A 26,591-nucleotide genomic window follows, 5' to 3' on the forward strand; every position below is an offset into this window, starting at 1 on the left:
TTGCCCCGTTTTGCCGCCAATCTGTCATTTCTGTATGCCGACCTGCCATTTCTGGATCGCTTCAACGCCGCCGCCAAGGATGGCTTTGGCGCGGTGGAATATGTCGGCCCCTACGCCGAAACCCCCGATGCCATTGCGGCGCTGCTCAAAGAGCACAAACTTGAACAAGCCCTGTTCAATCTGCCAGCCGGCGATTGGGCCGGTGGCGAGCGTGGCATTGGTTGTTTGCCGGATCGCGTCGAGGAGTTTCGGACCGGTGTCGATCGGGCCATAAAATACGCCAAAGCGCTCAACTGCCCCAAAATCAATTGCCTCGCCGGTATCGCTCCCGAGGGCGTCGACAGGGCGGCTCTGGACAAGACCCTGGTCGACAATCTCGCCTATGCGGCACCGCGCTTCGCTGACGCCGGGGTCAAATTGCTGCTCGAGCCGATCAATCTGCGCGATATCCCGGGCTTTTTCGTCTCGCATACGGATCATGCCTTACGCATTCTCGATGCTGTTGGCTCAGACAATGTCTATCTGCAATACGACATCTACCACACCCAGATCATGCAGGGCGATTTGCTGGCGACCTACGAAAAGCTGGCCAAGCGCATCGCCCATATACAGATCGCCGATAACCCCGGCCGTAACGAACCGGGCACCGGCGAACTCAATTATCCGAATATTTTTTCGGCCCTTGACCGTCTCGGATACGACGGCTGGATCGGCTGCGAATACAAGCCTCTGGCGGGCACGAGTGCTGGTCTGGGCTGGATGAAACCATATCTGTAAGGGCAAGAATATGAATATCGGATTTATCGGTCTTGGCGTCATGGGGCGCCCCATGGCAAGCCATTTGATTGCTGCTGGTCACACCGTCTTCCTGCATCGCGTCAAAGCTGCCTCCCAGCATCTCGTGGAAGAAGGTGGCAAGGCGCTCGATAGCGCCAAGGCGGTTGCGGAAGCCGCTGACGTCATCATTTTGATGCTGCCTGACACCCCCGACGTGCAGGCGGTGCTGTTTGACGCCAATGGTGTTGCCGACGGGCTGTCCAAGGGCAAACTGGTCATCGATATGAGTTCGATCTCGCCGGTCGAAACCCAAAACTTCGCCATACGCATCGCTGACCTCGGTTGCGATTATGTCGATGCTCCGGTTTCGGGTGGTGATGTCGGCGCCAAGAACGCAGCCCTCACCATCATGTGTGGCGGTTCTGAACAAGCTTTTGAACGCGCCCGTCCCCTGTTTGAACTGATGGGCAAGAACATCACCCTTGTCGGCGATGTTGGGGCCGGACAAACTACCAAGGTTGCCAATCAGATCATTGTTGGCTTGACCATCGCGGCGGTCAGCGAAGCGCTGGTGTTCGCAAAATCTGCCGGGGCCGATCCGGCCAAGGTACGTGAGGCCCTCATGGGCGGCTTTGCCTCATCACGCATTCTCGAAGTGCACGGCGAGCGCATGGTCAAGCGCACCTTTGATCCCGGATTCCGCATTCAGCTGCATCGCAAGGATATGAGTCTGGCAGTCGACGGGGCCAAGGCCCTCAACCTGTCGCTTCCCAACACCGCTGCGACCCAACAGCTGATGAACGCTGCCATTGCCCGAGGCGATGGCGACAAGGACCATTCGGCCCTTATTCAAACCCTGGAGGCGCTGGCCGGCCAGAAAAGCTAGCCCCACCAGGCCCGACCGAAAATCAACCACCTGGCACGGCAAAATATCATTTTGCCGACCACTCAAGCTTTGCCTTAAAGGAGTACAGCAATGTCTACAAAAGCCGTCCCGCAAGTCCCCTTTGGCGCGGTCTATTTCCGCAAATCCAATCCCCCGCGCGAAGATTGGGAGCGCGATTACAAGGTTGCTGCCGACGACGGGCTCAACATCTTTCGCCATTGGTTCATGTGGGGATCGATTGAGCGCAAGCCCGGTGAATATGACTGGGAAGAATTTGATCGCCAGATGGATCTTGCAGCTGAAAACAATATCAAGACTGTCGTTGCAGAACTGATCCACAGCGTGCCCGATTGGGCAATGCGTAAATTTGCCCACGCCCGCCAGCTGCGCGGCGACGGCACCCCGCTGCCCTCGATCATGGGTCAGTCGTCTGCCACCGGTGGCTTTGCTAACAATAGCGGCGGCGCCGGAGCGCTGACCCTTAATTGCCCGGAAGTCAAGGAAGCGGCGGGCAATTTCCTCAAGGCACTGGTCACCCGCTATAAGGGTCACAAGGGCCTGCTCGGCTACGACGTCTGGAACGAATGTAACTATTCGCCTTCCGTCGACTACTCCGAATATAGCAAGGCCGCCTTCCGCGATTGGCTCAAGGCCAAATATGGCGATCTCGAAGCCTTGAGCAAAGCCTGGCATCGCTATAGTCATGCCGAATGGGACGATGTCGAGCCACCTGTTGAACTCGGCCCCTATTGCGAAAGTTATGACTGGCTCGAGTTCAAGCGGGACAATTACTATGGCCAGATGCAGTGGCGCATTGACCTGGTCCGCGAAATCGACCCCGATTGCCTGATTGCGGCCCATGGCATTGCCAGTGCCATCCCCAATATGATTGATCGCGGATGCGATGATTGGTTGGCCGCCTCCAAGGTCGAGATTTACGGCATGACCTGGATAGCCGCGCGTAAGGGCAATCAGCCTTGGCGTCATTTCTACGCCGCAGATTTGACCCGCTCCGCATCGCGCGGCAAGCCCTTCTGGCATGCCGAACGCCAGGGCGGTCCTCTGTGGATGCAGCCCCAGGTTCTGGGACGCGACAAGGATGATGGTCGGGTCGCCGAACCCGATGACATCAAGGTCTGGACCATGACCTCATTTGCCGCGGGTGCAACTGGCGTGCTCAACCTCCGTTTTCGGCCATTGCTCGACGGCTCCCTGTTCGGTGCCTTTGGCTCCTATGGCATGGACGGCTCTCGCACCCCGCGCTCGGACATGGCCAGGCTCCATGGCGAAATGGGCCAATGCGCCCGAACAGACCGCCGTCTTCAAAGCCCGTCCTCGCAAGGGCGATATCGGCATTCTGGTTATTCCTGAAGGCTCAGGCCTGGGACTATCTGCTCAACTACAAGCACCAGCCAGATACCTACGCAGCGGCGATGTGGGGCGCCTATCGCGGCTTTTTCGACAATGGCATTCAGGCCGACTGGGTTCATATCGACGATATCGAACAATATGACGCCATCTACGCGCCATATCCGATCAAATTGACCAGCGCCAATGCCGAACGTCTTGCCAAATGGGTCAAGGCCGGTGGCAAGCTGATAAGCGAATCCTGCCCAGGCTATTTTGGCGACAATGGTAAGGTGGGAACTGTCCAACCCAACAATGGCCTCGATGCCATCTTTGGTGCCCGCGAAGTTGAAGTCGAATTCATGCCCGATATTGGCGACCGCGTCGCTTTTCAGCATGACGGTCAAACCGTGACCGGTGGCGGAATGCTGCAATCCTACCGACTTGAAGGCGGCAAGGAAAAAGGCAAGTTCACCGATGGTCGGCTGGCGGTGGTTGAAAATAGCGCCGGGTCAGGCCAGACCCTGCTATTGGGTAGCAATCCCTCGATCACTTACTTCCGCACGTCCCAGGATGCCAATCGCGCCTTTTTTGCCGACGTCTTTGCCTGGACCGGCAAGACCCAACACACCACGCTCAGCAACAATCTGCTTCAGGCGCGCGTGCATGACGGCGATGATGGCAGCTATCTCTGGCTGATCAATCACACCCGTGAGGCTCAGAAAAGCACGGTTTCGATGGGCGGCCAGTCGGGGTCGGTCAGCTTCGGTAAGCCAAGCTGGGCCGACGAGGGCACCAAGCTCGAAGCGGGTACGGTTACCGTGCCGCCACGTGGCGTCGTTGTGGTGCCATTGACCTGATGCACACCGGCTCGGGCGGCGGATCTGTCGCCCGACCATTTTTTCGGTTCAATCTATTTTGAACGGTTTGGCATCGAGCCGCTGAACGCGCCGCAAATCCCTTCCCAAACACCCCGGCCAGACAAGTCCCGCATAACGCTTGGTTATGCTTGCGTTATTTCCATTTCTGCCAGCTGCCTGCCCAGACCGTCATGGCGTCTGCGAGACAATGAATCGTCGGCCAGCAGAATTGTGCGCTTGACAAATCTTGTTATTCTAAACAATTTGTACGGACAAATATGGGACTCGAAGGTTCGCTGGCGAGATCACAAGGGGAGAGGGTGCCCAATGGCGGTGCTGGAGGTGACGGCGCGCGTTTGGCGCGATGCGTTAAAGATGGCGGCGGGTGAGGAACCCGCCGCGCTGATCCTCGAAGGTACATGGTGGCGTGCTGCCGCCGAGAAATCGCGTCTTGCCCTTCTCGACAACGTCAGCGAAACCGCGTTTCCAGATATCTATATCGGAGAGTGGCAGGGCGTTCGAATTGCCTATTGCTGCGCCTACGGGGCGGCGCGCGCTGTCGAACCCGCTCACATTTTTGCCCAGATGGGCACCCCGCTGCTCATTCAGTTGGGCACCTGCGGCGCCTTCATTCCTGATGCACGCCCCGGCAGTGTCATGCTGCCCGAAAGTTGCGCCGCCCGTGATGGCGTTTCCCAGTATTATGGATGTGGCCCCGACGTTGAACTGGATCCGGTCTGGATTGATCGCGCCGAGCGATTACTGGCGAAAGAAAATCTGCAAACCCTGCGTGGCCGTCATCTGACCTGGCCAAGCCTTTTTGCGCAATCCGATGACATGTCTCGGCAATGGGCAGAGGAGGGGCTGCTGACGGTCGATATGGAAACCTCGGTCGTTGCTGCCATTGCGCAAAAATTCGGCGTGTCGGCTGTTTCGCTGCTCTCAGTTTGGGATGAATTGGCTTCTGGCAAGACTTTTCTCGATCCGCTGGCGCCTGAGCAAGCTGCCGAACTGACCCGCGCCAATACCAAAATATTCGAAGTCGCACTGCAATTGGCAACGGAGGTCGCCCTGCGCCGTGCCGCCTGACACCAGCGCTGACTTGATCAAGCGCTGAAACAACAATCAAATGGGAGGACGATAATGAAAAAAGTAATGAAATGGGCGCTGCTATCGGTAGCGCTTAGCTATGCGCCAATTGCCTACGCCGATACCGCCGACGGCGATGCCGTCAATGCTATGGGCTGGGATGAAATTGTCGAAATGGCCCGCGGCAGCGAGGTCAACTGGTTCCTCTGGGGCGGTGCTGACAATATCAACCAGTACGTGTCCGACTATATTGGCGGCATTCTCAAGGACCAATATGACATAACCCTAAACCGCGTCGGTGTGTCCGACACCGTGGAAGTCGTCAACATCGTCCTGGGCGAGCGCGAAGCTGGGGTCAACGACAATGGCTCGGTCGACATGATCTGGATCAATGGCGAAAACTTCCGCACCATGATGCAGGGTGACATGGTCTATTGCGGCTATACCGACATTCTGCCCAACAATGAGTTGGTCAATTGGGACAATCCCGCCATCGCCAATGACTTTGGCGTGCCCGTTGAGGGTTGTGAAGTGCCCTGGTCGCGTGCCCAGTTCGCTTTTGCCTATGATAGCGCCCGCACCGAAAACCCGCCTAAATCCATCGGTGAGCTCATCGACTGGGTCAAGGAAAATCCTGGCCAGTTTACCTATCCTGCACCGCCTGATTTTAACGGCGCCGTTTTCGTCCGGCACGTCTTTTATTACGCTGCCGGTGGCGCCGATCAGTTGCTCGGACCGTTCGATCAAGCCAAATTCGACGAGGTCGCTGCCAAGACTTGGAAAATTCTCAACGACATGGAGCCATATTTGTGGCGCGAGGGACAGACTTATCCCACCTCGATCAATGCCATGCAGCAATTGTTCGCCAACCAGGAAGTCGCCCTCTATTTCAACTATGAGCCTTCCCAGTTCGGCATTGCCGTTCAGGATGGCACATTCCCAGAAAGCGTGCGCTCCTATGGTTTGACTGACGGCACCATCGGCAACACCAACTATACGCTGATCCCATACAATTCGCCCAACAAGGCGGCAGCGCTGGTGTTGCAAAATGTTCTGCTGTCAGGCGAGGCCCAATACGAAAAAGCTCGTCCGGACGTCTGGGGAACTTCTCCGGCCATTGAAGTCGACCGGACGTCGCCTGAAATCCAGGCCGAGTTCGCCTCCATTGTGCAGCCGGAATCGGTCGTTTCTTCCGAGGAACTGGGCAAGGCTGCCCTGCCAGAACTTCAGGCCAGTTGGATCTCTGCCATCGAGCAGGGTTGGCTGGAAAACGTAGGCCGCTAACGCCGCCCGACAATCCCTGCGATGCATGCATCGCAGGGATATTTGTTCCATTCCTGAGTCGAAAGGCAGCGGACCAGCCATGTCTGATCGCTTGAAAATATTCCTCCTGCTGGCGCCTGCCTTGACCGCCATTATCGTGCTGTTCATGGGCGGGCTGGGTATCGGCCTTGCCCGTTCGCTCAACTATATGCCGGTGATCGGCTTGGTCGATCCCAACTTCGACGCGTACTGGACCGTTTTCACGTCGCAGGAATTCTATCTCTCGTTCCTCCTGACCTTCCACATTTCCTTTACCTCGACCGTCCTGTCCTCGGTGCTGGCCATCGGTGCGGCTCTGCTGCTTCGCCGCCAGTTTATCGGGCGCGCCATCATCAATTTTCTGTTTCAATTGAACCTGACGGTGCCTCATCTGGTTGGCGCCATCGGCATTCTTTATCTGTTCTCGCAATCGGGCAGCTTTGCTCGTCTTGCCGCCGAATGGGGCATGATCAGCCGACCCGGCGACTTTCCGGCGCTGGTCTTTGATCCTTATGCCATCGGCATTATCCTGCAATATGTGTGGAAGGAAGTGCCCTTTATCGGCGTTATCCTGCTCGCCAACATGCAGGCGCTGGGCGAGGACTATGAAAGTGTTGCCCGCTCGCTTGGGGCCAATCGCTGGCAGGCCTTCCGTCACGTCCTGCTGCCGCTGATTTTTCCGGGCTTGCTGTCCGCGTCGGTCATGGTTTTTGCCTTTACCTTCGGCGCGTACGAAATTCCAGCCATCCTTGGCCCCAATTATCCGGCGGCCCTGCCGGTACTGGCCTATCGCAAATATACCGACGTCGATCTCGAAGCGCGCCCCGAAGCCATGGCCATGGCCATTATCATCGCCTTGCTCAGCGCCTTGATGATCTTCTTTTATGTCCGCATCTCGCGCCGAAATATCCGGAGCTGAACCATGCATAACGATTCACCCTGGTTACGCGCATTTAGGGGTCTTGCCGGCGCTGTCCTGATCGTCTGGCTGGTGCTGCCGCTGGTACCACTCGCCATCTGGTCATTTGCGCGCGGTTGGTTCTTCCCCGATATCCTGCCCAAGCAATGGACTTTGTCGGCATGGGAATATGCCCTATCCGAACGGGCCGGCGTCATCGACAGCCTTGGCCTGACCATCGGCATCTCGCTGGCGGCAACGGCGCTGTCCATCCTCGTCGGCGTGCCCGCCGGACGCGCCCTGGGTCTTTATAAATTTCGCGGCAAGGAACTGGTCGAACTGCTGATCCTGGCCCCCACCATCGTGCCCGGTATCGCCGTGGCGCTGGGAATCCATAGCGTTTTCATTACGCTGGGGCTCAACAACACCGTCGGCGGCGTGGTGCTGGTGCATCTGGTCCCCACCTTGCCCTATATGGTGCTGGTCATGTCCGGCATTTTTGCCAACTATGACCCGGCCTTTGAATCTCAGGCCCGCAGCCTTGGCGCTTCCTGGCTGAAAACCTTCTGGTATGTGACCTTTCCTGCCATTTTGCCCGGCATCATTGTCGGGGGCCTGTTCGCCTTTCTTGTGTCGTGGAGCCAATATATCCTGACGCTGCTGATCGGCGGGGGCAGGGTGGTCACCTTGCCGCTGCTGCTGTTCAACTTCGCCACCTCGGGTCGCAACGACATCACCGGCGCCATCGGTATTGTCTACATCCTGCCCGGCATCATCATTCTCATTCTTACCGCACGGCACCTGTCCGGCCGCAACGGTGCTGTCGGAGGGTTTGGACGCATATGACCCATGTTTCGCTCAAGGACCTGACCAAAGTCTATCCCGGCTCCAAGGTGCCATCGCTCGACCGTCTGTCGCTAGAAATTCCCACCGGCGAACTGACGGCGCTGCTCGGCCCATCCGGGTGCGGCAAGACCACGACGATGAAAATGATTGCTGGTCTTTTGACCCCAACCTCGGGCGACGTGACCTTCGATGACCGTTCGATCCTGCGCGAAAAGCCCGAACATCGCGGCGTCGTCATGGTGTTCCAGAACTATCTGCTGTTTCCCTATATGAGCGTAGCCGACAATATCGGGTTCGGTCTCAAAATGCGCAAAGTCGATAAAGCCGAAATCGACCGTCGCGTTGGCGAGATTCTCGATCTGGTCAAGCTGCCCGATCTGGGTAAGCGCCGCCCGTCCGAATTGTCGGGCGGTCAGCAACAGCGCGTCGCGCTCGCCCGCGCCCTCATCGTGCAGCCAAAAGTGCTGCTGCTCGACGAGCCTTTGTCGAACCTTGACGCCCATCTGCGCTTTGAAATGCGTGACCTGATCCGCTCCCTGCAGCAGGAAATGGGCATCACCACCATTTTCGTCACCCACGATCAGGAAGAAGCCGTGGTTCTTGCCGACAAGGTGGCGCTGATCCTTGAAGGACGACTGTGCCAATATGATCAGGCGGACGTCTTTTACAAACGCCCGGCCAATGAGGCGGTGGCCCGGTTTTTCGGCGGCCAGAACTTCATCGCCGGCCAATCCACCGGCGCGGCGTTTGACAGTCCCCTGGGACAGTTGACTCTGCCCCAGGGCGCCATCGCCGGCAAGGGCACGCTCACCTTCCGGCCCGAAAACGTCAAGATCGGCGAGGGCCAATCCAATAGTTTGAATGCCACGCTTGAGGACCGGATTTATCTCGGCACCCAGACGCGGCTGCGGTTACGCGTCGGCGACACCATGATCGAAGCCATCGCCAACCCCGACGAGGTCGGCGGTTTCGATGTCGGCGGTCCTGTGCCCATCCACCTGCCGCCACAAACCCTCTGGGTGCTGCAATGAGGAGGGGCCAACCATGAAATTTGGCATTCACGCCGGGCTCTGGATGGCCCGATGGACCGATGAAATTGCCCCGATACTCAAGCATGTCGCCGATCTCGGTTATGATGGTGTGGAAATTTCCCTGCTCGGCATGAACGACGACAAGGCCGCTGCGCTGGCCAGCCAGATCCGCGATCATGGCCTCGAAGTCACCTGTTCGGATGGCCTGTCGCGCGAAGCTGACATCACCTCGACCGACCCGGCCGTGCAGCAGGCCGGATTGGAACATCTGCGCTGGGCGGTGCGAACCTGCGCCACCCTGGGGTCACGCGGCCTCGCGGGGGTGGTCTATGCCCCCTGGGGCGTTTTCGATCCCCTCAACAAGGCCGACCGCACGGCCCGTTCCGCTCACATGCTCGGCCAACTCGATGCTGACCTCGCTAACGACGGCGTCACGCTTGGCATCGAGGCGATCAACCGCTTTGAAACCGACCTCGTCAATACTGCCGCCGAGGCTGTGGCTCTGGCGCGGGCAACCGGCTCCGACCACATCGGTGCGCTGCTCGATACTTTTCATCTCAACATTGAGGAAAAGGACATCGGCAAGGCCATTATCGCGGCCGGTGACAAGCTGGCCCATTTTCACGTGTCCGATAATGATCGGGGCGTGCCCGGTTCCGGCCATGTCCCTTGGGATGTGGTGCGGTCGAGCCTCAAGACCATGGGCTACGATGGTTGGATCGTCGCAGAAATGTTCGTCCTGGCCGGCAATCCCGCCAGCGCCGATCTCAATATCTGGCGCAATATCGAACCCGACGCCCAGGGTGCCGCGAAACAGGCGCTCCAATTCATGCAGCGGACATTCACATGAATCAGGAGTTTTTGTCTGATCTCGTTACCCGCTTTGAAGAACTCGAAAGCCAGTTGAACAAGCTCGACGCCGCAACCGGTGATGGCGATCACGGCGGCACAATTCTTAAAGGAATGCGCGCCGCCGCTGCCGCACCAGAAAAACCCGTGCCCGCCTTTCGCATGGCGGCAGGGGGCGCGTCTGGGTCGCTGTTCAGTCTGGTGATCGGGGCCCTTGAAAGGGCCGAGTCCGATCCAGCCACATTGGGTGAGGCACTTGCCACCGCTGCCAAAAAGATCAGCCAGCTTGGCCAGGCCAAAGCGGGCGACAAGACCATGCTGGACGCATTGATTCCAGCGGCGGAAGCGGCCAGCGCAAACCCCGCCAGTGCGCCGGGTGCTGCCGCCGAAGCCGCGCGTGCGGGTGCCGAGGCCACCAAGCCCATGCAGGCCAAACGTGGCCGGGCCAGATATGTTGAAGGTGGCGGCGTCGGCCATCTCGATGCCGGGGCGTTTTCAGTCGCCGAAATCTTGACTCTATTTGGTAAGAAGTTCGGGGAACGATCATGAAAAAGCTCATTAATTCCCGCGATCGCATGCCCGACGACATGATCGATGGCTTTGTCGCAGCCTATCCTGGCATTGTGGCGCGCGGGGCCAATCCACGAATTGTGCGCCGCGCTCAACCCAAGGATCGTGACAGCAAAACCGTCCTGTTGATCGGCAATGGCTGTGGGCACGAACCCATCGCCATGGGCTTTGTTGGTCCCGGCCTGCTCGACGCCAATGTGGTCGGCGACGTCTTTGCCGCCCCATCGCCCGATCTCATCCTGGAGGGCATTCGCGAGGTCACCGGCAAGGCTGGTGCGGTCCTGCTGATTTCCCGGCACGAGGGCGATGTCATCAACGGCAATGCCGCCGCAATGATGGCCGAAGACGAGAATCTCAAGGTCGTACCCCTGCTGATGTACGATGATATTTCTTCGGCGCCGAAAGGCTCTGAAGACGAGCGCCGCGGCGCCGCTGGCACCATCTTTGTCTATAAAATTCTCGGTGCCGCTGCCGAGGCAGGCAGGGCCTTGGATGAATTGGTGCAACTGGGCGAGGATGTGCGGTCACGAACCCGCACGCTGGCCGCAGCCGTCGCCCCCGGCATCTCACCGCTGACCGGCGAACCAATGTTCTCGCTGCCCGACGATGAAATATATATCGGCATGGGCGTGCATGGCGAACCGGGCGTTGGCCGTCGAAAAGTTGGCCCGGCGCGCGACCTAATTGCCTTCATGCTCGGTGAATTGCTTGAGGACCGGCCTATTGCCGCCGACACACCGACCATCGTTCTCGTCAATGGATCGGGCGGCACCACGCAGATGGAATTGCTGACCGTTTTCAATGAGGTCGCCACGGGCTTGGACAAGCTGGGTATTCCCAATATCTCACCGATGATCGGTTCATTTTCCACCACCCAGGAAATGGCCGGTTTCTCCATCTCGCTGCTTACGCCAACGCCCGAAATGCTGGAGCCTGTGGCAGGCCCCACAGTCCACCCCGAATTTTCCCGTCATCCACAAAGGGGCGGGGACATGAGCAACCACGATCTGCAAATTCGCGGTGTTGCCGTCGACGCTGGCAGCGGCCTTGCGGCGGCGATCAAGTCGGCACGCGGCGCTTCGGCCCAACCCGACGACCTCTTGACCTTCAAGCGCGCCGTGCTGACAACGCTTGGCCCCAGCGCGTCAACGGTCCTGGTTGATGCCAATTGCGGACCGGACCTGCTTGCTGATTATCCGGCAAGCTGCCAGCCCATGATGGCCTATGAGGCGGACGTCTATCATATTTCCGACGCTGATCGCATCACCGTGCTGCCGGACAATCTTGACGTCGCGGACTTCCCGCGCCTTGGCGTCAAGCAACTCAAATTCTTCATGTATTATGCGCCCGACGATGATCCAGCGCTTAATGCCCGCAAACACGATCTGGTCGAGCTTGTCGGCAAACAATGTGCCGCCAACAATCTGAATTTCCTGATGGAACCATTGATCTACCATCCAGACGAACAGCCCGGCACCGCCAGCTTTGCCGCGATCAAACCCGAATTGGTGCGGCGCGCTGTCGAGGTATTTGCCCAACCCCGCTACAATGTCGCCATTCTCAAGCTGGAAGTGCCGGTGGATCTCAATTTTGTCGCCGGATTTGGCGAACCACAGATGGGCCGCGACGCCGCACTGGCCGCTTTCCGCGATGCGGCGGCGCCCGCCAACGGTTTGCCCATCGTCTATCTCAGCGCCGGTGTGCCGTTTGACTGGTTCAGTGCCTCGCTGCAAATGGCCCGCGAGGCGGGCGTCGATTACGCCGGTTTCATGTGTGGCCGCTCCATCTGGTCCGAAGCGGTCGGCGTTTTTGGTGCCGACGGTGAACAGGCCGTGCGCGATTGGCTGGCCGATATCGGCTTGACGCGCCTCAAGCGGTTAATCGAAGTTACACAATAAGCGAGGCTACCCAATGCTCAAGAACAAGATCGCAATCGTGACCGGTGGCGCCAGTGGGAATGGCCGCGCTATTGCCGAAACCTTTGTGCGCCAGGGCGCCAGGGTTATTGTTGCCGATCTCGATCCGGTCGGGCGCGAAGGCGGGCCAACGGTGGTTGACACTATCAATGCCGAATTTGCAAATCATGCCCGTTTTGTCAAATGCGACGTTTCCAAAGTCGATCAGCTGGCGACACTGGTCGAGGCGGCCGAGGATTGGGGCGGGTTGGACATTATGGTCAACAATGCCGGTATCCTGCTCAAACAGCCGATCCTCGAGGCGACCGAGGACGTGTTTCAAAAAATGCTCGATGTCAACGTCAAGAGCGTCTATTTCGGCTCCCAGGCTGCGGCCCGCGTCATGGTGAAGCGCAAGGCCGGTGTCATCATCAATATGTGCTCGATCGCCGGTATGCGCGGCACTGGCGGCTTCAGCCATTATAATCTGACCAAGGGTGCCGTGCGGCTTCTGACCTACTCGCTGGCCGATGAACTTGGACCAATGGGGATCAGGGTCAATAACGTCAACCCAGGGATCATGCGCACCCAGATGAATATTGAGGATGATCCGGTCATCGGCACCGCGACGGGCGAAGGCTATCTTGATATGATCCCGGCGCGACGCTGGGGAGAACCCGGCGAAGTGGCCGATGCCTGCGTTTATCTGGCCTCGGATATGGCCAAATATGTCATGGGCACTTCGCTTGTTGTCGATGGCGGCTATCTGCGCATCTAATTTTTGGAGGCACCGTGCCCAAAACCCTGACCGTCGGTCTCATCCGCGCTTCGCTGCCGAGGCTATTTTCCGGAAAACCACGCGGTCTGGTCGCGCGCCGAAAATACACTGCAGGCCTTGTGCGCTGCGCTTGGCATCAGGCTGGTCGTCGCCTCGGAAATTCCGATGGACGCCATCGGCGCGGGCAGGGCGCTAGCCGAATGCCAATCGGGCGGTGCCGATTTCATCCTGCTGCTCCATGGCGGTTTTACCATGGGCGATGTCGCCCGCACCATTGCCGCCGCCCCTGTGAAGGCGGGTTTCTGGTCCGTACCCGAACCGGTGCGCACCGGCGATATCCAACTTAACAATTTCGTCTCGCTCAATATGTCGATGTCGATAGCGCGCCAGGTTCGCGACCTGCGTATCGAGCCCGTTCAATGGTACCATGGCGCACCCGAAAGCCCGGCACTGCAGCAACGCTTGCGCACGTCACTGATGGCGCTAAAGGCCACTTGCGAACTCGAAGGCGCCCGCATCGGCACTATCGGCGGGCTGGCGATGACCTTTTACAATATGGAAGTCTCCACCAATGCCCTGCGCGCGCACCTTGGGGTGGAAGTGTCCCATCACGACATGCACGAATTGACCGATCGCATGGACTCTATGGACGACACGAGGGTTTGGAACGAAGTTGAAAAATTTCGCCAGACTGCCAAAATCGATGGTGTTTCCAATGCCCAAATGGCGCTGACCGCCCGCTGTGCGCTCGCTCTGCGTGATATTGCCAAGCAGTTCGATTATGCCGCGTTAACCGTCAGCGACTGGCCTGCTTTGCAAGATCGACCGGGCATGCATCCGGGTGCCGCCTTCACCATGCTTGAGGAAAAGGACAATCTGCCCGTCGCCTCGGAAGGCGATGTGCTCGGCGCCATAACCCAATTGGTCGCCAAATCAGTCACTGGTCGGGTGGGCTATCTGCTCGACATGACCGAACCTGACCTCGACGCCAAACAGTTGCTGATGTGGCATGGCGGCGGCGGTCCGCTTTATCTGGCCGACGCTGGCGGCGCCCGATGGATCAACCATCCAATGATCGGTCGCGGTACGCCCCAGGGCCCCCAATTTGGCGCCATTGCCGATCTGGTCTTCCGCGACGGTCCGGTGAGCATATTGCGGATCGCCCGCGACGCCAGCGCGCTGTTCACCATGACCGCCAGTGTCTCGGGCCGCGAAACGTCCGGCTTTACCGGCTGCCGGGGATGGCTTGAAAATTTCGCCATCGCTGGTGACAGCGCTACGCTTGAAGACGTCGTCGCTACTGTCATGGCTCATGGTCTTGAGCACCATTTCGTCCTCGTACCCGGCGACTTTGCCGCCGTTCTGGCCGAATTTGGCTCCTGGACCGGTATGGACAGCCTCACCCGCAGGCCGATGCGTGATCATTTGCGGGCATCGGACTTCAGCTAAGTGTCGCCAGCTTGTCGTAAAAATCGATAAAGATGTCGTCGCGCTGCACGTCATGGGCCTCGGCCATGGCGTGCCGGTTCGGATCGGTCTGCATATGCAGATCCTCGGTCAGGATCGGCGATGAGGTCAGATAGGTCGGAACCCATTCGGGATTGATCAGCCAGGCAATATTGATGATGTCCCAGATAACCCAGGTACGCCGCGCCGTATCCTCGAGCGCGAACATCTTGTGCAGCGGATTATTGGTATAGAGGTGATAGAGGTAATCGCCCATCGCCCCGCGTCCACGCACGAATTGCTCCATTTCGGGCAACGAGATATTGAGTTGCGCCCCGACATGGTAGCCCGGCAGATAGATATGGGGCACGCCGCAATCGAACAGCAATCGCGATGCATGCACATCCTGCACCAGATTGAGCGACGGACGGTTTGAATGCGGCGCCGACGACGGGTAGCCCGAGGTCCAGATCACCACCATATCCTTGACGATTTCGGGCGCCATCAACAGCGCTGCCGCCACATTGGTCACGCACCCCATCGCCGCCACATAAAGCGGGCTATCACCGCTCTTGGCCAGATCGACAATGGCCTCGGCAGCTTCGGTCTTCACGCAATCGTCCGGCGCCGTCATATAGCGCGGCGCCCCCGGAATACCTTGCCCTTGCTTGACATGCCGAGCTTTTCATAAACCGTCAGTATCTCCTGGTAGCTCAGGCTCCACACCCTTGTCCGGCCCGACCAGCTTCAGATCATCGACTCGCCGCCCCTGATTGTGCAATCGCGTCAGCCACCCTTGAAACCCGCCCACCACATGCTCTGGATAGGGCTTGCCCGACAACATCGCCGCCTCGGCCTCCCGCAAGACCGGCAAATGATGCGCAAACGAAAACGGCTCGGCCGTGACCGCCTCAACGCTCAATTTCTCCGGCGACAACAGCGCCCATGCCAGCGCATATTGATCGTCGATCTCGTTGGCTGTGTCGCTGTCGATCACCACCCGCACCGTGTCCGTCGGCGGCGAGAGCCGCTCCAGCATCTGCGCTTGGGTCAGCTTGGGAAAATCGGTCATAGTGCCTCTAGGGTAAATGGTTGGGTTGCCGGTGCTGCTTGGATAGCGTGAAGCTGACCGCGCCGGTGCGAAACACGTCCTCGTGGAATACCGTGCTGCCATCATCATCGAATGCCGAGCAGGCCTGCCGCAGGATCGGGCTACCGGCGTCTATACCGAAGAGACCGGCCATTTCAGCGTCGGCGACGACCGGGCTGATATCCTCGCACGCCGCCGACCATTCCAGCTTGAAGCGCTGCGCCAGAATGCGCAAAATCGATTGCGCCGGCCCGCTTTCAGGAAAATCAGCCGCCGTCGCGCCCTGCAGCAACTCTGCCGGTGCATGCGACATCACCAACATTCTGGGCTTGCCATCCACCAGCCGCAATCGATTGACCCGGGTGATGGCGCGCGCCTGCATGTCGGCGGGCAAATGGGCCAAGGCCGCATTGCCCGCCTCAAAGGTCACAAGCGACAATAGTTGCGAAGTCGGCTCCAGCCCGGCGCGCAACATCGCATCGGTAAAAGAGGTCAGGCAGGTGTCCGATGCGGGTGACAGCGTAATAACCCGATACCCGCTCCCTTGCCGACTTTCGACATAGCCGTCCTGCACCAGCATATCCAGTGCCCGCCGAATGGTCACACGGCTGACCTTGAAATGCTCGCTCAATTCACCCTCGGTCGGCATGCGACCGCCAATCGGGTAGCGCCCTGCCTTCAACCGGTCCAGAATGACTCGATAGGCCTGCTCATATTTCGGGACGTCGCTGAGCGCGCCCATGCCTGTTGCCTTCATCAGTTGATCCAAACACATTTTGTCTGCGTGTAAAGCGAGATTGCCTCGCGCCCCATTTCGCGCCCATAGCCCGATTGCTTGACGCCGCCAAAGGGCGCGGCCGCGTCCGTATCGCCCCAGCAATTGACCCAAACGGTCCCGGCCTGCAGCCTGTCCGCGATCCGGCGCACCCGGCTTACGTCGCGCGACCAGAGCCCGGCCGCCAGTCCATAGGGGCTGGCGTTGGCCCGGCCCAGCACGTCGTCTTCGCCCTCAAATGGCAGCACCGCCAGCACTGGCCCAAACACTTCCTCGCGTGCCAGCCGCATGTCGTCACTCACATCGGCAATAATCGTCGGCGGTACAAACCAGCCGTCGCGATCCAGTCGCGCCCCACCAGTCACCACCCGACCCTCACCGCCTTGAAGAAAGCCCAAAACCTTGCTCAATTGGGTTTGGCTGATCACCGGCCCCAGATCGTGGGCGGGATCATCCAGCCCCGGTCCGACCGACACCGTGGGCGCAATCGCGGCCAATCCGTCCAAAACCTTGTCGTATATGGATTTATGCACGAACAGCCGCGATCCCGCCGTGCAGCTTTGGCCATTATTGCCGAAATTGGCCCAGAATGCCCCCGCGATCGCCTTGTCGAGATCGGCATCGTCAAAAATGATATTGGCCGCCTTGCCGCCCAGGCTCGAGCGACACTTTTTTCAGATTGCCCACCGACGCCTCGACAATCCGTCGTCCGGTGGCAGTGCTGCCGGTGAAGCCGATCTTGGCGACATCGGGATGCGCCGCCAGCGCCGCCCCCGCATCATGGCCATAGCCCGGCACAACATTGAGCACCCCCGGTGGCAGTCCGGCTTCCAGCGCCAGATCCGCCAGATAAAGCGCCGACAGTGGCGTTTCCTCGGACGGCTTGAGCACAATACTATTGCCCGCCGCCAGCGCTGGCGCCAGCTTCCATGCCGCCATCAATAATGGATAGTTCCAAGGGGTAATCAACCCACATACGCCCAGCGGCTCGGCCTTGGTATAGGTCAGCCTGTCCGGCGTTCCCACCGGAATAGTCGCCCCTTCGATCTTGTCGGCCCACCCGGCAAAATAGCGAAAGTGCCGCGCCGACCAGTGGGCATCGACATCGCGAACGACGTGAAAGGGCTTGCCATTGTCGAGGGCATCAAGTTGCCCGAAAATGTCCGCCCGTTCCTCAATCAAATCCGCCAGACGCCACAGAATGCGACTGCGCTCGTTTGGCAGCATCCGCGTCCATGCTCCATTCTCAAACGCGTCCTTTGCCGCCGCAACTGCCAGATCAATCTCCGCCTTGCCCGCGCGTGCGACCTGTGCCAAGGCGTTTCCGGTCGAGGGGTTGATGACCTCAAGGGTTTCGGTGCTCGCCAGCATCTTGCCGCCAATCCGCAATGGCTGCGCGGTGGCGATGAAGTTGGCAACAAACGGGGTGAGGGGTATCTGGCTCATTGCGTTGCTCCCGGCGCCTTGGCTTTTTCCGCATCGCGCAGCGCCCGCCGGTTGATCTTGCCCGAAGACGTCATTTCAAATTCGTCGACATACTCGATTTCGCGCGGCGCTTTATAGCCCGCCAAGCGCTCGCGCACGTGCACGGTCAATGAATCAGATAGTTCAGAACTTGGCGTAAAACCCTGTCGCAGCTTGATAAAGGCCTTGACGATCGAGCCGCGATCCGCGTCCGGTTTGCCGACAATTGCCGTTTCGGCAACCGCTGGATGCGCGAGAAGGCAGTCCTCGATTTCGGCCGGGCCGATGCGAAAGCCCGAGGATTTTATCAAATCATCGGACCGTCCCTTATACCAGAAATAGCCGTCCTCATCGCGTTCTGCCAAATCGAAGGTGCGCAGGCTATCGCCCAACTGCATTTCCTTTTCCTTGCCCGGATTGTTGAGATAACCCAGAAACCGGGTCGGCGCCGTCATCGGGGTAACAATCTCGCCGGCCTCGCCTTCGGCAACATCGTTGCCGTCGCCGTCGACCAGCCGCACCACATGGCCGGGATAGGCTCGGCCCATCGACCCGGGCTTGCGTGGATATAGCGCCGCGCAATTGCCGATCAGATGATTGACTTCGGTCATGCCATAAAACTCGTTGCACACCACGCCAAGCCGCTTTTCCGCCCATTCAAGCGTTTCCGCGGCGAGGGCTTCGCCTCCTGTGCAGATCACCCGTAGCGCCAGATCGTAGCGCTTGCGCGGTTCAGTCGTCTGCGCCAACCGTTTGATCGCTGTCGGCGCCAGAAATGTATGGGTAACCTTGTGGCGCGCCATGAACTCATAGGCCCAATCGGCCTTGAACCGGTCCATAGATGTTACAATCGGGCGCCCCGCCATCCAGGCTGGAAACAGCATGTCCAGCAGTCCGCCAACCCAGGCCCAGTCCGAGGGCGACCAGTATACGGCGTCAGAATCGTCCATCGTCAGATTAAAGAACAGATTGATCGAGGGGGTGTAGGAGGCCAGCACCCGGTGCCCGTGCAAAATGCCCTTGGGCTTGCCGGTCGAACCCGATGTGTACATCAACAGAGCCGGGTCGTCGGCGCCGCCATAGTCGGGTTCAAACCCGGAAATGTCGGTTGCAAAGGCTTCGGCTAGGTCCAGCTCGCCCACCCCTGGGTCACGCAAAAACACATGGCTCAGGCTTGGAAATAGGCTCTGCCGCCTCGCCCCGCAGCGCTTCCCAGGCCGCCGCGTCGGTCAAAATGAGCCTTGGCACCGCAATCCGCCACGGCATGCGCCAGTGTGTCTGGACCATAAAGCTGGGATAGCGTGACCGCCGTGCCGCCGAGCCTTGCAAACCGCCATATGAGCCACCGCCGTATCGGGGTGTTGGCCGGTGTGAATGACAACGAGATCGCCCCGTCCATATCCAAGACCACGTAGCCGCGCCGCCAGCCCACTGGCTGCCCGTTCCACTTCAGCAAAACTTTGGCGGGTGACAGTCCCGTCGGCAGCCTCGAATGTAACGGCCGCAAGATCCCGGGCACCTGTTCCCAAATGCCGCCCCAGCGTCAAATGATAGATATTGGTGTCGGCAGGCCAGACAATGGCTAAATCGTCGCCCTGTCGGCGAAGATTGAGCCTCGCAAGTCGGGATTCGGAAAGGTCGTCAAAAGGGTTCACGACGTGGACCTTGGTTTGGAGGGCGCAAGAACAAGCGCGGGAACATCGGTGGGTGGGACAATCAATTGGCCGGTACTCTGGTCGGGCGAAAACCCTTCCAGCCGCGTCACCGCCCTGTTGGCCGCCCCTTCAAACTGCACCAGACCAAAAGCACCATCGCTGCCATCGGTGCGCAACTCGATGCTGGCCTTGCCGGAGAGCCGGACCCACTTGGCGTCCGGATTGCCACATTGGCACCGGCGCTGGGGTGGAAAACTGACCGTGCCGCATTTGGTGCAGCTCCGGCCCATGGCGCGGCCCTTTTGCAACCCTTCGACATAAGGAGCGAGCCATCCCGGTGCCAGTGAATAGGGCAGGGTGAGTTCATATGATATCATGATGCGCCTGCCTGACTGAGCACCGTCACTGCGGCCGTGGTGCAAACCCCGCCATGGGTGTCGGCCAACGCGTGACGCAATTGCCGTTGCGGCTGGAGTGCCGGGTGGTATCGCCCCTCGAGCAACAATGCGCAGGTGGCCGTTTGCGCCACCCCGATCGCCCCGACCGGTGCTCCCTGGCCCAATAAGCCCCCCGACAGATTGATCGGCAGGCGGCCGTCTGCCGCAAAATGCCCCGCCTCGAGGTCATCGGCCAGCGTTTCGCTCAATCCCAGTGCATTGAGCGCCTGCAATTGGGCCCCGGCATAGGCGTCGTAAACCTCGGCAACATCGATATCGGCAGGTGTAACCCCTGCCTGCTGGCAGGCCCACTGCATGGCTTCCCGCTTGGCGGTAAATGTACCAGCGTCTTGACGCGCGCCCAATTGGGCATGGTCCGACGCCGCCCCAATGCCGCTTATGCGTGGCGCGCCGCTTCTGGCGCTGGGCACGGCGTCGGGATGCGACAGGATGATGGCGGCAGCGCCGTCGCTAAGGGGCGAACAGTGTAGGCGACGGTATGGCGCGGCGATAAGGGGCGACTCCGCAATCTCGGCCAGTTTGTGCTGGCGCGGCAAATGTGCATTCGGATTATGCATTGCATTAGCCCGGTTCTGCCGGGCGATTTGGTCAAGACACGCCACACCAATGCCGATCCGGGCGGCAAAGGCCCGATAGGATAGGGCGTAAAGAACGGTTGCCGTTGCGCCGGTCATGCCATCGGTCCAGGCGTCAAATGAATAGCCATAGAGCAGTTTGACCGTCGCCGCCGGTAGCTGTGAGGCGGATGGGTCAACGCCCACGACCGCCACATGGCGCGCCCGACCCGAGGCAATGGCCTGTACGCCGGCATGCACCGCCAACTGACCGGAGGCCCCGCCGCCTTCCACGCGCATCGTCGCTGCACCGATCAGGCCCAGATCGTCAGCGAGAATGGATGCGGGGTTGAGTTGCAGGGTAAAAAAGTCGCTTTCCGAGGCGACGATCAGCGCATCGATATCCGCGTGTTCGAGGCCGGACATTGCCAGTGCCGCCTCAAAGGCTTCGCCTGCCCAATCCCTGAATGAAGAACCGTCGGTGCGTCGGCTGAACCGCGTCTGTGCGCTGCCAGTAACGGCGGCCATCTGCAACATTCTTCTCCCCACCCGAACTGGCTTTTCGCCTTGCCCGTCGTCCGCTCCTGGCGTGTGTGATACATTATTGACTTATTTAATTTGTTCATACAAGTCTTATCTCGTCGCCACATCGGGCGCCCGCCAATGGATATTGCAGTGTCCCCAATAACCGCCAAAGCCAGTCCCTCCATGCTCGCGGCGGCGCTGCTTTGTTTTGCCGCTGGCAGCCTTTATGCATGGAGTTCGATGATCCCGGCACTGCTGGCGCGCTACGGTGTTGGTGTGCAACAGGCCGGTCAGGTGTTTTCGGTCGCCATCGTCGCCTTTTCCCTTGCCGTGTTGATATTTCCGCATCTGCCAATCGCATTGAAAAGTTCGCATGGCGCGGCAGGAGCGGGCCTGTTGGCGTCTATTTCACTCGCTGCAGCCACCATGGCGCCAAATTTCGGCATATTCCTTATCTGCTATAGTCTTGGCTTCGGCGCCATGAGCGGCATTATCTATATTCAAACCGTTGAATTGGCAGCAAAATCGGCGGCGCCTGCCATCCTCACACCCATGATGGTCGCCGCATTCGGCTTGGGCGGTGTCGTCTTTGGACCAGCCATTCGCGCCCTGGTCGCCCTCGATTGGCAGCTCATGGCGCTGCTGCCCGTAGCACTGACCCTGCTGGCCGCCACCGGGCTGGTATTGGCGTTCCCGTCGCGCCTCACCACGACGTCGACGCCTGATCAAACAGCGCCGGATATCACCACCGCCGCACCCGTGCGCTTCTCTCAAGTTGCGTTCCTGTGGACGATTTTTGCCTTCGGTTCTGGTGCAGGCCTGATGATTCTGGGTTTGGCCTCCGCCATCATCGAGGATCGTGGCGCTACCGCTACATTCTCAGCCACCGTTCTGGCCGCCGTTGCCTTGGCTAATACTGGCGGTCGATTGTCGGTGAGCGCGCTGGGACGGTGGCTGTCCCCTATATTGATCGCGAGCCTTTCCCCGGCGTTGGCAGGGATCGGCCTTTTGACAATGATCATCTCGCCTAAACTCTATGTCGGTGGCATCGGCTTGACCCTGGTTGCGCTCAGCTATGGCCTGATGGCGTCCGCGGTGCCGGTTTTGACGCGCGCGATAACCTCAACGCTAACATTTGGTCACACATTTTCACTCGTTTTTACCGCCTGGGGCGTTGCCGGTCTGGTGTCGCCATGGCTCGCCGGTGCCAGTTTCGACCTCACTGGCAGCTTCACTGGCGCGCTCTATTTCGGCCTCGCCAGCACGGTCATTGCCCTGACCGCAATTGCCCTTTATGCCCGCAGCACTTCGCCCTTTGCATCAGGCCGGGCCACATCACGCCATGGTGATTGAACCCTGTCTGGTAGGCGCGGTTACTCTTTAGCAGAAATCCAGCCATCAAAAGCCAGAGGAAGCGTCATGAAACGCATCGTTGCCGCCATAGCCGTCCTGATGATTCTCGTCGTGCCTAGTTATGCCGCCGAGGAGTGGGTCGTAAAACCAAGCGCCACTTCAGTTGATGAAACCGTCGCCAAGCTGACGGCGGCCGTCGAGGGAGCAGGGGCCACGGTCTTTGCCACGGTCGATCATGCCGCCGGGGCGAGGGCCGTTGGCGACGAACTGCCTCCAACCGTCCTGGTGATCTTTGGCAATCCCAAGATTGGCACGCCGATTATCAAGGCCGACCGACGTGCCGGCTTGGATCTGCCATTGCGTGTGCTGGTCTGGGCCGAAAATGATGAGACCCAAATCGGCTACGAAGATCCGGGCGCCCTCAAGGCACGTTACGGCATCGAGGGGGCTGACGATGCCTTTGCCGCAATGACGGGTGCACTGGACAAACTTACCACCGCCGCAGCGCAATAGCCGCGACAGTCCGGTTCGGCTGCGTGACCTCAGATATCGAGATTGCGTAGCCGCAAGGCATTGCCGATAACGGACACCGAACTCAGACTCATCGCCGCCGCCGCAATCATGGGCGATAGCAACAGGCCAAACACAGGATATAGAATCCCTGCGGCAACTGGCACGCCCACAACATTGTAAATAAAGGCAAAAAACAAGTTCTGCTTGATGTTTTTGATCGTCGCCAGAGATAGGGTTCGTGCCTTGACGATCCCGGTCAGATCGCCCTTGAGCAGGGTAATGCCCGCACTTTCGACCGCCACGTCGGCGCCCGTGCCCATCGCGATTCCGACATCGGCCGCCGCCAGCGCAGGGGCATCATTGACCCCATCGCCTGCCATGGCGACAATGCCGCCCTTGGCTCGCAGATCTTCGACCAACTGCTGTTTGTCCGCAGGCAGGACTTCGGCCCGCACTTCGTCAATACCAAGTTCGGCGGCCACGGCGCGCGCGGTGCGCTCATTGTCCCCGGTTGCCATGATGATCTTGAGACCAGTCTCATGCAACTGCCGGATGGCATCAGCACTTGTCGGCTTGATCCGGTCAGCTACCGCGACAATACCCGCCAATTTGCCGTCGACCACCACGAACATGGCTGTCTTGCCATCCTCAGCCAGCCTGTCTGCCTCGGCCTGCAAAGGCGCGCTGTCGGCGCCCTTGTCGACCAGCATGGCTTTGTTGCCAAGCGCAATGGCCTTGCCGTCGACACGACCCTCGACGCCCTTGCCGGTAATCGCATTGAACGCCTCGGCGTCGACCGCCTTGGCACCGCGTTCCTTGGCACCGGCCACGATAGCCTCGGCCAATGGATGCTCCGACCCACGCTCGAGGCTTGCGGCAAGGTTGAGAATATCGGCCTCGTCGAACCCGTCGGCCGCGATGACGTCAGTCAATTGCGGCTTGCCTTCGGTCAAGGTGCCGGTCTTGTCCACAATGAGAATGTCGACCTTGGAAAAACGCTCGAGCGCTGCCGCGTCCTTGATCAAAACCCCGGCATGGGCGCCCCGACCCGTGGCGGTCATGATCGACATGGGCGTGGCCAGCCCCAGAGCACACGGACAGGCAATGATCAGAACCGACACCGCCGATACGATGGCGTAGGTCATGGCGGGCTCCGGCCCAAAGATTGCCCAAACAATGAAGGACAGGATAGCGACTGCCACGACGCTGGGCACGAAATAGGAGGCGACGCGGTCGGCCAATCCCTGAATCGGTGCGCGCGACCGCTGGGCCTTGGCCACCATCTCAACGATCTGCGACAGCACAGTATCAGCGCCGACTTTTTCTGCCTTGATGACCAGCGATCCGTTCTTGTTGAGCGTACCACCCGTAACAGCGTCGCCTTCGGTCTTTTCGACCGGCAGCGGCTCGCCAGACAACATGGATTCATCAATCGCGGTGCGGCCTTCGGTGACGATACCGTCAACAGGCACGCTGTCCCCAGGCCGAACACGCAACAGATCGCCCGACTCGACTTCATCGAGCGGCACCTCCTCGTCGTTGCCATCCTTGTCGATGCGGCGCGCCGTCTTGGGCGCCAGGTCAAGCAGCGCCCGGATTGCGGAACCGGTTCGTTCACGCGCCCTCAACTCAAGTACCTGCCCAAGAAAGACCAGGGCTACAATGACCGCTGCTGCTTCAAAATAGACACCGACCGCGCCGCCATGGCTTCTAAACGAGTCGGGAAATAGGCCGGGGAAAATGGTGGCAACAACGCTATAAAGATAGGACGCGCTCACGCCCAGCCCAATGAGCGTCCACATATTGGGACTGCGATTGAGAACGGAGTTCCAGGCGCGCTTGAAAAACGGCAAGGCCGCCCATAGCACCACTGGTGTGGCAAGCACTAATTCGGTCCAGACTGCGCTTGTCTCGCCCATCCAATGCCGGATTGGCAGGCCAACCATTGGGCCCATGGTAAGGATCAGCAGTGGAATCGACAAAGCAGCGCTGACCCAGAAACGATGGGTAAAATCTACCAGTTCCGGGTTGGGGCCATCGTCTTCAGCGGGAACCCCCATCGGTTCGAGCGACATGCCGCAAATAGGGCAGTCTCCCGGCGCGTCCCGGATGATCTGAGGATGCATCGGGCAGGTATATTGCGTCCCCTTTGGCATCGCCTCGGGCTTTTTTTCTCACCAATATAGTCCTGCGGCGCCGCTTCAAATTTGGCCGCACAACCCTTGCTGCAAAAATGGTAGGTCTGCCCCTCATGCTCAAATTGCGGCTTGCCCGCGTTGGGACGGACCTTCATGCCGCACACGGGATCGCGTGCAAGCGTTTCGGTGTCGACTTGTTCCGCGCCATGATGATGGTGCGCATGGTCATGATCAGTCATTTGGGCGCTCCGCACAAATTTTTGGTGTTGCCACCATTTGTAGGCCTTCCAATGATGGGAAGGTCAATAGCCAATCGTGCATGCGGTCGCAGTCGCGATCGGCGCACCCAACCCATATGTTTCCGTTGTGATTATTCCTTTCCTGGACATGAAATTTTTGCACTACACTTACAAAACTGCAGCGAGCGTGGCCGAGGGGGCATAGTGAAGTTCAGTATCAACCTGCTCTGCCTCAATGGATTTATAGAGCGCGAGCACTTGCCATGGATCCGGCGAATCCGGGACATTGGCTATGACGGAGTAGAAATCCCGGTATTACGCGGCGATGTCGCCCACTATGCTTGGCTGGGTCGGGAGTTGGACAGTCTCGGCCTGCGCCGCACGACGACGTCGGTCGTGCCCTCTCCACATGCCAACCCGGTTGGTGGGACCGCAGAGATCCGCAAGGCTGGCATTGCCCATCTGGATTGGGCCCTCGATTGCGCCATTGCGCTAGGCGCCGAGTGCGTCGGCGGCCCGTTTCACGCACCGATTGGCCATTTTACCGGGGCAGGGCCGACGACCGATGAACTGGCCCATGGTGCCGAGGCGCACCACGCCATGGCCGAGCGTGCGATGGCAAATGGCATCTACCTGGCGCTTGAGCATCTCAACCGCTTCGAAACCTATTTTCTGAACACCATGGAGCAAGCCCGCCACTATCGGGCGATGGTGGATCATCCAGCTTTCCGTATTATGTACGATACATTTCACGCCAATATCGAAGAGCAAAACCAGGCACGTGCCATTGCCACGCTAGGTGATGGCCTGGGTGCGCTGCATATTTCCGAGAATGACCGTGGCATACCGGGGCGCGGACACATCGATTTTGCTGAAGTGTTTACGGCGGTGCGCCGTCAAAATTTTGACGGCTGGATTACGCTTGAAGCCTTCGGGGCGGGGCTGCCCGAACTCGCCGCCGCGACGCGCGTATGGCGTCCATTGTTTCCCGATTTTGACACGCTTTTTGTCGAATCGATCAACTATATGCGCTCTGGTTGGGCAGCGGCGACGGCCAAATAGCTGCCATCGGCTGTCCAGGTTAACTGTTTTCTGGCAATGGTTTGGCGCACGAGGGCGCGCCGATTTTCACGGCAATTCGTTTCCCGGTTACAGAAATGCGCGGTGAGGGTGCCAGCCCGCGCGCTTGACAAACACCTGACCTTGACCACAGTCTCCCCTTTAGTATCCAGCAGGTTACTTAAATCGAGGGA

24 protein-coding genes and 2 pseudogenes are annotated in these 26,591 nt (G+C 59.3%); 16 read left to right on the top strand and 10 right to left on the bottom strand.

The window, feature by feature from the left end; genetic code table 11:
- The 13 genes and pseudogenes from hyi to PSQ19_RS01230 all read left to right on the top strand — a co-directional run bounded on the left by hyi (position 1) and on the right by PSQ19_RS01230 (position 14,577).
- Positions 1-777: a hydroxypyruvate isomerase gene (gene hyi / locus PSQ19_RS01170; protein ID WP_282219271.1), complete on the top strand. Its 777-nt coding sequence runs from the start codon at positions 1-3 to the stop codon at positions 775-777.
- Between the two features lie 10 nt (positions 778-787).
- Complete coding sequence (locus PSQ19_RS01175) at positions 788-1,663, top strand: 2-hydroxy-3-oxopropionate reductase (protein WP_282219272.1); 876 nt, start codon at positions 788-790, stop codon at positions 1,661-1,663.
- A 90-nt stretch (positions 1,664-1,753) separates the two neighbouring features.
- Positions 1,754-3,870 (top strand): annotated as a pseudogene (locus tag PSQ19_RS01180) (beta-galactosidase).
- A 327-nt stretch (positions 3,871-4,197) separates the two neighbouring features.
- Positions 4,198-4,959 (top strand): phosphorylase family protein, encoded by a 762-nt coding sequence (locus PSQ19_RS01185; RefSeq protein ID WP_282219273.1) that lies wholly within the window; start codon positions 4,198-4,200, stop codon positions 4,957-4,959.
- 54 nt (positions 4,960-5,013) lie between these two features.
- A complete protein-coding gene (locus PSQ19_RS01190; RefSeq protein WP_282219274.1) occupies positions 5,014-6,243 on the top strand; it encodes an ABC transporter substrate-binding protein in 1,230 nt (409 codons plus the stop codon).
- A 79-nt stretch (positions 6,244-6,322) separates the two neighbouring features.
- Positions 6,323-7,180, top strand: coding sequence for an ABC transporter permease (locus tag PSQ19_RS01195; RefSeq protein ID WP_282219275.1), 858 nt, complete (start codon positions 6,323-6,325; stop codon positions 7,178-7,180).
- Between the two features lie 3 nt (positions 7,181-7,183).
- Complete coding sequence (locus PSQ19_RS01200; protein ID WP_282219276.1) at positions 7,184-8,005, top strand: ABC transporter permease; 822 nt, start codon at positions 7,184-7,186, stop codon at positions 8,003-8,005.
- Positions 8,002-9,036, top strand: coding sequence for an ABC transporter ATP-binding protein (locus tag PSQ19_RS01205; protein ID WP_282219277.1), 1,035 nt, complete (start codon positions 8,002-8,004; stop codon positions 9,034-9,036). The genes PSQ19_RS01200 and PSQ19_RS01205 overlap by 4 nt, the downstream gene beginning before the upstream one ends.
- A 13-nt stretch (positions 9,037-9,049) precedes the next feature.
- On the top strand, positions 9,050-9,886 hold the full coding sequence (locus tag PSQ19_RS01210) for a sugar phosphate isomerase/epimerase family protein (protein ID WP_282219278.1): 837 nt from the start codon (positions 9,050-9,052) through the stop codon (positions 9,884-9,886).
- A complete protein-coding gene (locus PSQ19_RS01215; RefSeq protein ID WP_282219279.1) occupies positions 9,883-10,434 on the top strand; it encodes a DAK2 domain-containing protein in 552 nt (183 codons plus the stop codon). The genes PSQ19_RS01210 and PSQ19_RS01215 overlap by 4 nt, the downstream gene beginning before the upstream one ends.
- The gene (locus PSQ19_RS01220; RefSeq protein ID WP_282219280.1) at positions 10,431-12,353 is read left to right on the top strand and encodes a tagatose 1,6-diphosphate aldolase; all 1,923 of its coding nucleotides are present in this window, start codon (positions 10,431-10,433) and stop codon (positions 12,351-12,353) included. Before PSQ19_RS01215 ends, PSQ19_RS01220 begins: the two co-directional genes overlap by 4 nt.
- Positions 12,354-12,366: 13 nt before the next feature.
- On the top strand, positions 12,367-13,128 hold the full coding sequence (locus PSQ19_RS01225; RefSeq protein ID WP_282219281.1) for an SDR family oxidoreductase: 762 nt from the start codon (positions 12,367-12,369) through the stop codon (positions 13,126-13,128).
- Between the two features lie 165 nt (positions 13,129-13,293).
- Positions 13,294-14,577 (top strand): L-fucose/L-arabinose isomerase family protein, encoded by a 1,284-nt coding sequence (locus tag PSQ19_RS01230; protein WP_282219282.1) that lies wholly within the window; start codon positions 13,294-13,296, stop codon positions 14,575-14,577.
- Here the strand turns inward: PSQ19_RS01230 and PSQ19_RS01235 are convergent.
- The 9 genes from PSQ19_RS01235 to PSQ19_RS01275 all read right to left on the bottom strand — a co-directional run bounded on the left by PSQ19_RS01235 (position 14,570) and on the right by PSQ19_RS01275 (position 21,107).
- Complete coding sequence (locus PSQ19_RS01235) at positions 14,570-15,208, bottom strand: nucleoside hydrolase (RefSeq protein WP_407649056.1); 639 nt, start codon at positions 15,206-15,208, stop codon at positions 14,570-14,572. The two genes, PSQ19_RS01230 and PSQ19_RS01235, sit on opposite strands and share 8 nt — an antisense overlap.
- A gap of 51 nt (positions 15,209-15,259) precedes the next feature.
- Positions 15,260-15,646, bottom strand: a complete 387-nt coding sequence (locus tag PSQ19_RS01240) for a hypothetical protein (RefSeq protein WP_282219284.1) — start codon at positions 15,644-15,646, stop codon at positions 15,260-15,262.
- 7 nt (positions 15,647-15,653) lie between these two features.
- On the bottom strand, positions 15,654-16,421 hold the full coding sequence (locus PSQ19_RS01245; protein WP_282219285.1) for a GntR family transcriptional regulator: 768 nt from the start codon (positions 16,419-16,421) through the stop codon (positions 15,654-15,656).
- Complete coding sequence (locus tag PSQ19_RS01250; protein ID WP_328517787.1) at positions 16,421-17,095, bottom strand: aldehyde dehydrogenase family protein; 675 nt, start codon at positions 17,093-17,095, stop codon at positions 16,421-16,423. Before PSQ19_RS01250 ends, PSQ19_RS01245 begins: the two co-directional genes overlap by 1 nt.
- The gene (locus PSQ19_RS01255) at positions 17,064-17,885 is read right to left on the bottom strand and encodes an aldehyde dehydrogenase family protein (RefSeq protein ID WP_282219286.1); all 822 of its coding nucleotides are present in this window, start codon (positions 17,883-17,885) and stop codon (positions 17,064-17,066) included. Before PSQ19_RS01255 ends, PSQ19_RS01250 begins: the two co-directional genes overlap by 32 nt.
- The gene (locus tag PSQ19_RS01260; protein WP_282219287.1) at positions 17,882-19,045 is read right to left on the bottom strand and encodes an AMP-binding protein; all 1,164 of its coding nucleotides are present in this window, start codon (positions 19,043-19,045) and stop codon (positions 17,882-17,884) included. The genes PSQ19_RS01255 and PSQ19_RS01260 overlap by 4 nt, the downstream gene beginning before the upstream one ends.
- An 87-nt stretch (positions 19,046-19,132) precedes the next feature.
- Positions 19,133-19,558 carry an AMP-binding protein gene (locus PSQ19_RS01265; protein WP_282219288.1) on the bottom strand — a complete coding sequence of 142 codons (426 nt, stop codon included), beginning with the start codon at positions 19,556-19,558 and terminating at the stop codon, positions 19,133-19,135.
- A complete protein-coding gene (locus PSQ19_RS01270) occupies positions 19,555-19,935 on the bottom strand; it encodes a Zn-ribbon domain-containing OB-fold protein (RefSeq protein WP_282219289.1) in 381 nt (126 codons plus the stop codon). Before PSQ19_RS01270 ends, PSQ19_RS01265 begins: the two co-directional genes overlap by 4 nt.
- Entirely contained in the window at positions 19,932-21,107 is a 1,176-nt protein-coding gene (locus tag PSQ19_RS01275) for a thiolase family protein (protein ID WP_282219290.1), read from the bottom strand. The genes PSQ19_RS01270 and PSQ19_RS01275 overlap by 4 nt, the downstream gene beginning before the upstream one ends.
- Positions 21,108-21,233: 126 nt before the next feature.
- Between PSQ19_RS01275 and PSQ19_RS01280 the strand changes: the two genes are divergently transcribed.
- Complete coding sequence (locus PSQ19_RS01280) at positions 21,234-22,448, top strand: MFS transporter (RefSeq protein ID WP_282219291.1); 1,215 nt, start codon at positions 21,234-21,236, stop codon at positions 22,446-22,448.
- Positions 22,449-22,514: 66 nt separating this feature from the next.
- A complete protein-coding gene (locus PSQ19_RS01285; protein WP_282219292.1) occupies positions 22,515-22,961 on the top strand; it encodes a DUF302 domain-containing protein in 447 nt (148 codons plus the stop codon).
- Positions 22,962-22,990: 29 nt separating this feature from the next.
- Here the strand turns inward: PSQ19_RS01285 and PSQ19_RS01290 are convergent.
- A pseudogene (locus PSQ19_RS01290) lies at positions 22,991-25,338 on the bottom strand (heavy metal translocating P-type ATPase).
- Between the two features lie 204 nt (positions 25,339-25,542).
- Here PSQ19_RS01290 and PSQ19_RS01295 point away from each other — a divergent pair.
- Positions 25,543-26,400, top strand: coding sequence for a sugar phosphate isomerase/epimerase family protein (locus tag PSQ19_RS01295; protein WP_282219293.1), 858 nt, complete (start codon positions 25,543-25,545; stop codon positions 26,398-26,400).
- Positions 26,401-26,591: the final 191 nt, after the last annotated feature.

The organism is Devosia algicola, assembly GCF_028816455.1.
Lineage (GTDB): Bacteria > Pseudomonadota > Alphaproteobacteria > Rhizobiales > Devosiaceae > Devosia > Devosia algicola.

Excerpts from the sequence above, each read along its gene's own strand:
- PSQ19_RS01275 (WP_282219290.1), bottom strand. The coding sequence starts at position 21,107 with ATGTTGCAGATGGCCGCCGTTACTGGCAGCGCACAGACGCGGTTCAGC.
- PSQ19_RS01175 (WP_282219272.1), top strand. The coding sequence starts at position 788 with ATGAATATCGGATTTATCGGTCTTGGCGTCATGGGGCGCCCCATGGCA.
- PSQ19_RS01190 (WP_282219274.1), top strand. The coding sequence starts at position 5,014 with ATGAAAAAAGTAATGAAATGGGCGCTGCTATCGGTAGCGCTTAGCTAT.
- PSQ19_RS01255 (WP_282219286.1), bottom strand. The coding sequence starts at position 17,885 with ATGAGCCAGATACCCCTCACCCCGTTTGTTGCCAACTTCATCGCCACC.
- PSQ19_RS01215 (WP_282219279.1), top strand. The coding sequence starts at position 9,883 with ATGAATCAGGAGTTTTTGTCTGATCTCGTTACCCGCTTTGAAGAACTC.
- PSQ19_RS01270 (WP_282219289.1), bottom strand. The coding sequence starts at position 19,935 with ATGATATCATATGAACTCACCCTGCCCTATTCACTGGCACCGGGATGG.
- PSQ19_RS01185 (WP_282219273.1), top strand. The coding sequence starts at position 4,198 with ATGGCGGTGCTGGAGGTGACGGCGCGCGTTTGGCGCGATGCGTTAAAG.
- PSQ19_RS01225 (WP_282219281.1), top strand. The coding sequence starts at position 12,367 with ATGCTCAAGAACAAGATCGCAATCGTGACCGGTGGCGCCAGTGGGAAT.
- PSQ19_RS01280 (WP_282219291.1), top strand. The coding sequence starts at position 21,234 with ATGGATATTGCAGTGTCCCCAATAACCGCCAAAGCCAGTCCCTCCATG.
- PSQ19_RS01240 (WP_282219284.1), bottom strand. The coding sequence starts at position 15,646 with ATGACCGATTTTCCCAAGCTGACCCAAGCGCAGATGCTGGAGCGGCTC.
- PSQ19_RS01195 (WP_282219275.1), top strand. The coding sequence starts at position 6,323 with ATGTCTGATCGCTTGAAAATATTCCTCCTGCTGGCGCCTGCCTTGACC.
- PSQ19_RS01230 (WP_282219282.1), top strand. The coding sequence starts at position 13,294 with ATGGACGCCATCGGCGCGGGCAGGGCGCTAGCCGAATGCCAATCGGGC.
- PSQ19_RS01205 (WP_282219277.1), top strand. The coding sequence starts at position 8,002 with ATGACCCATGTTTCGCTCAAGGACCTGACCAAAGTCTATCCCGGCTCC.
- PSQ19_RS01245 (WP_282219285.1), bottom strand. The coding sequence starts at position 16,421 with ATGAAGGCAACAGGCATGGGCGCGCTCAGCGACGTCCCGAAATATGAG.
- PSQ19_RS01235 (WP_407649056.1), bottom strand. The coding sequence starts at position 15,208 with ATGACGGCGCCGGACGATTGCGTGAAGACCGAAGCTGCCGAGGCCATT.
- PSQ19_RS01285 (WP_282219292.1), top strand. The coding sequence starts at position 22,515 with ATGAAACGCATCGTTGCCGCCATAGCCGTCCTGATGATTCTCGTCGTG.
- PSQ19_RS01220 (WP_282219280.1), top strand. The coding sequence starts at position 10,431 with ATGAAAAAGCTCATTAATTCCCGCGATCGCATGCCCGACGACATGATC.
- PSQ19_RS01210 (WP_282219278.1), top strand. The coding sequence starts at position 9,050 with ATGAAATTTGGCATTCACGCCGGGCTCTGGATGGCCCGATGGACCGAT.
- PSQ19_RS01200 (WP_282219276.1), top strand. The coding sequence starts at position 7,184 with ATGCATAACGATTCACCCTGGTTACGCGCATTTAGGGGTCTTGCCGGC.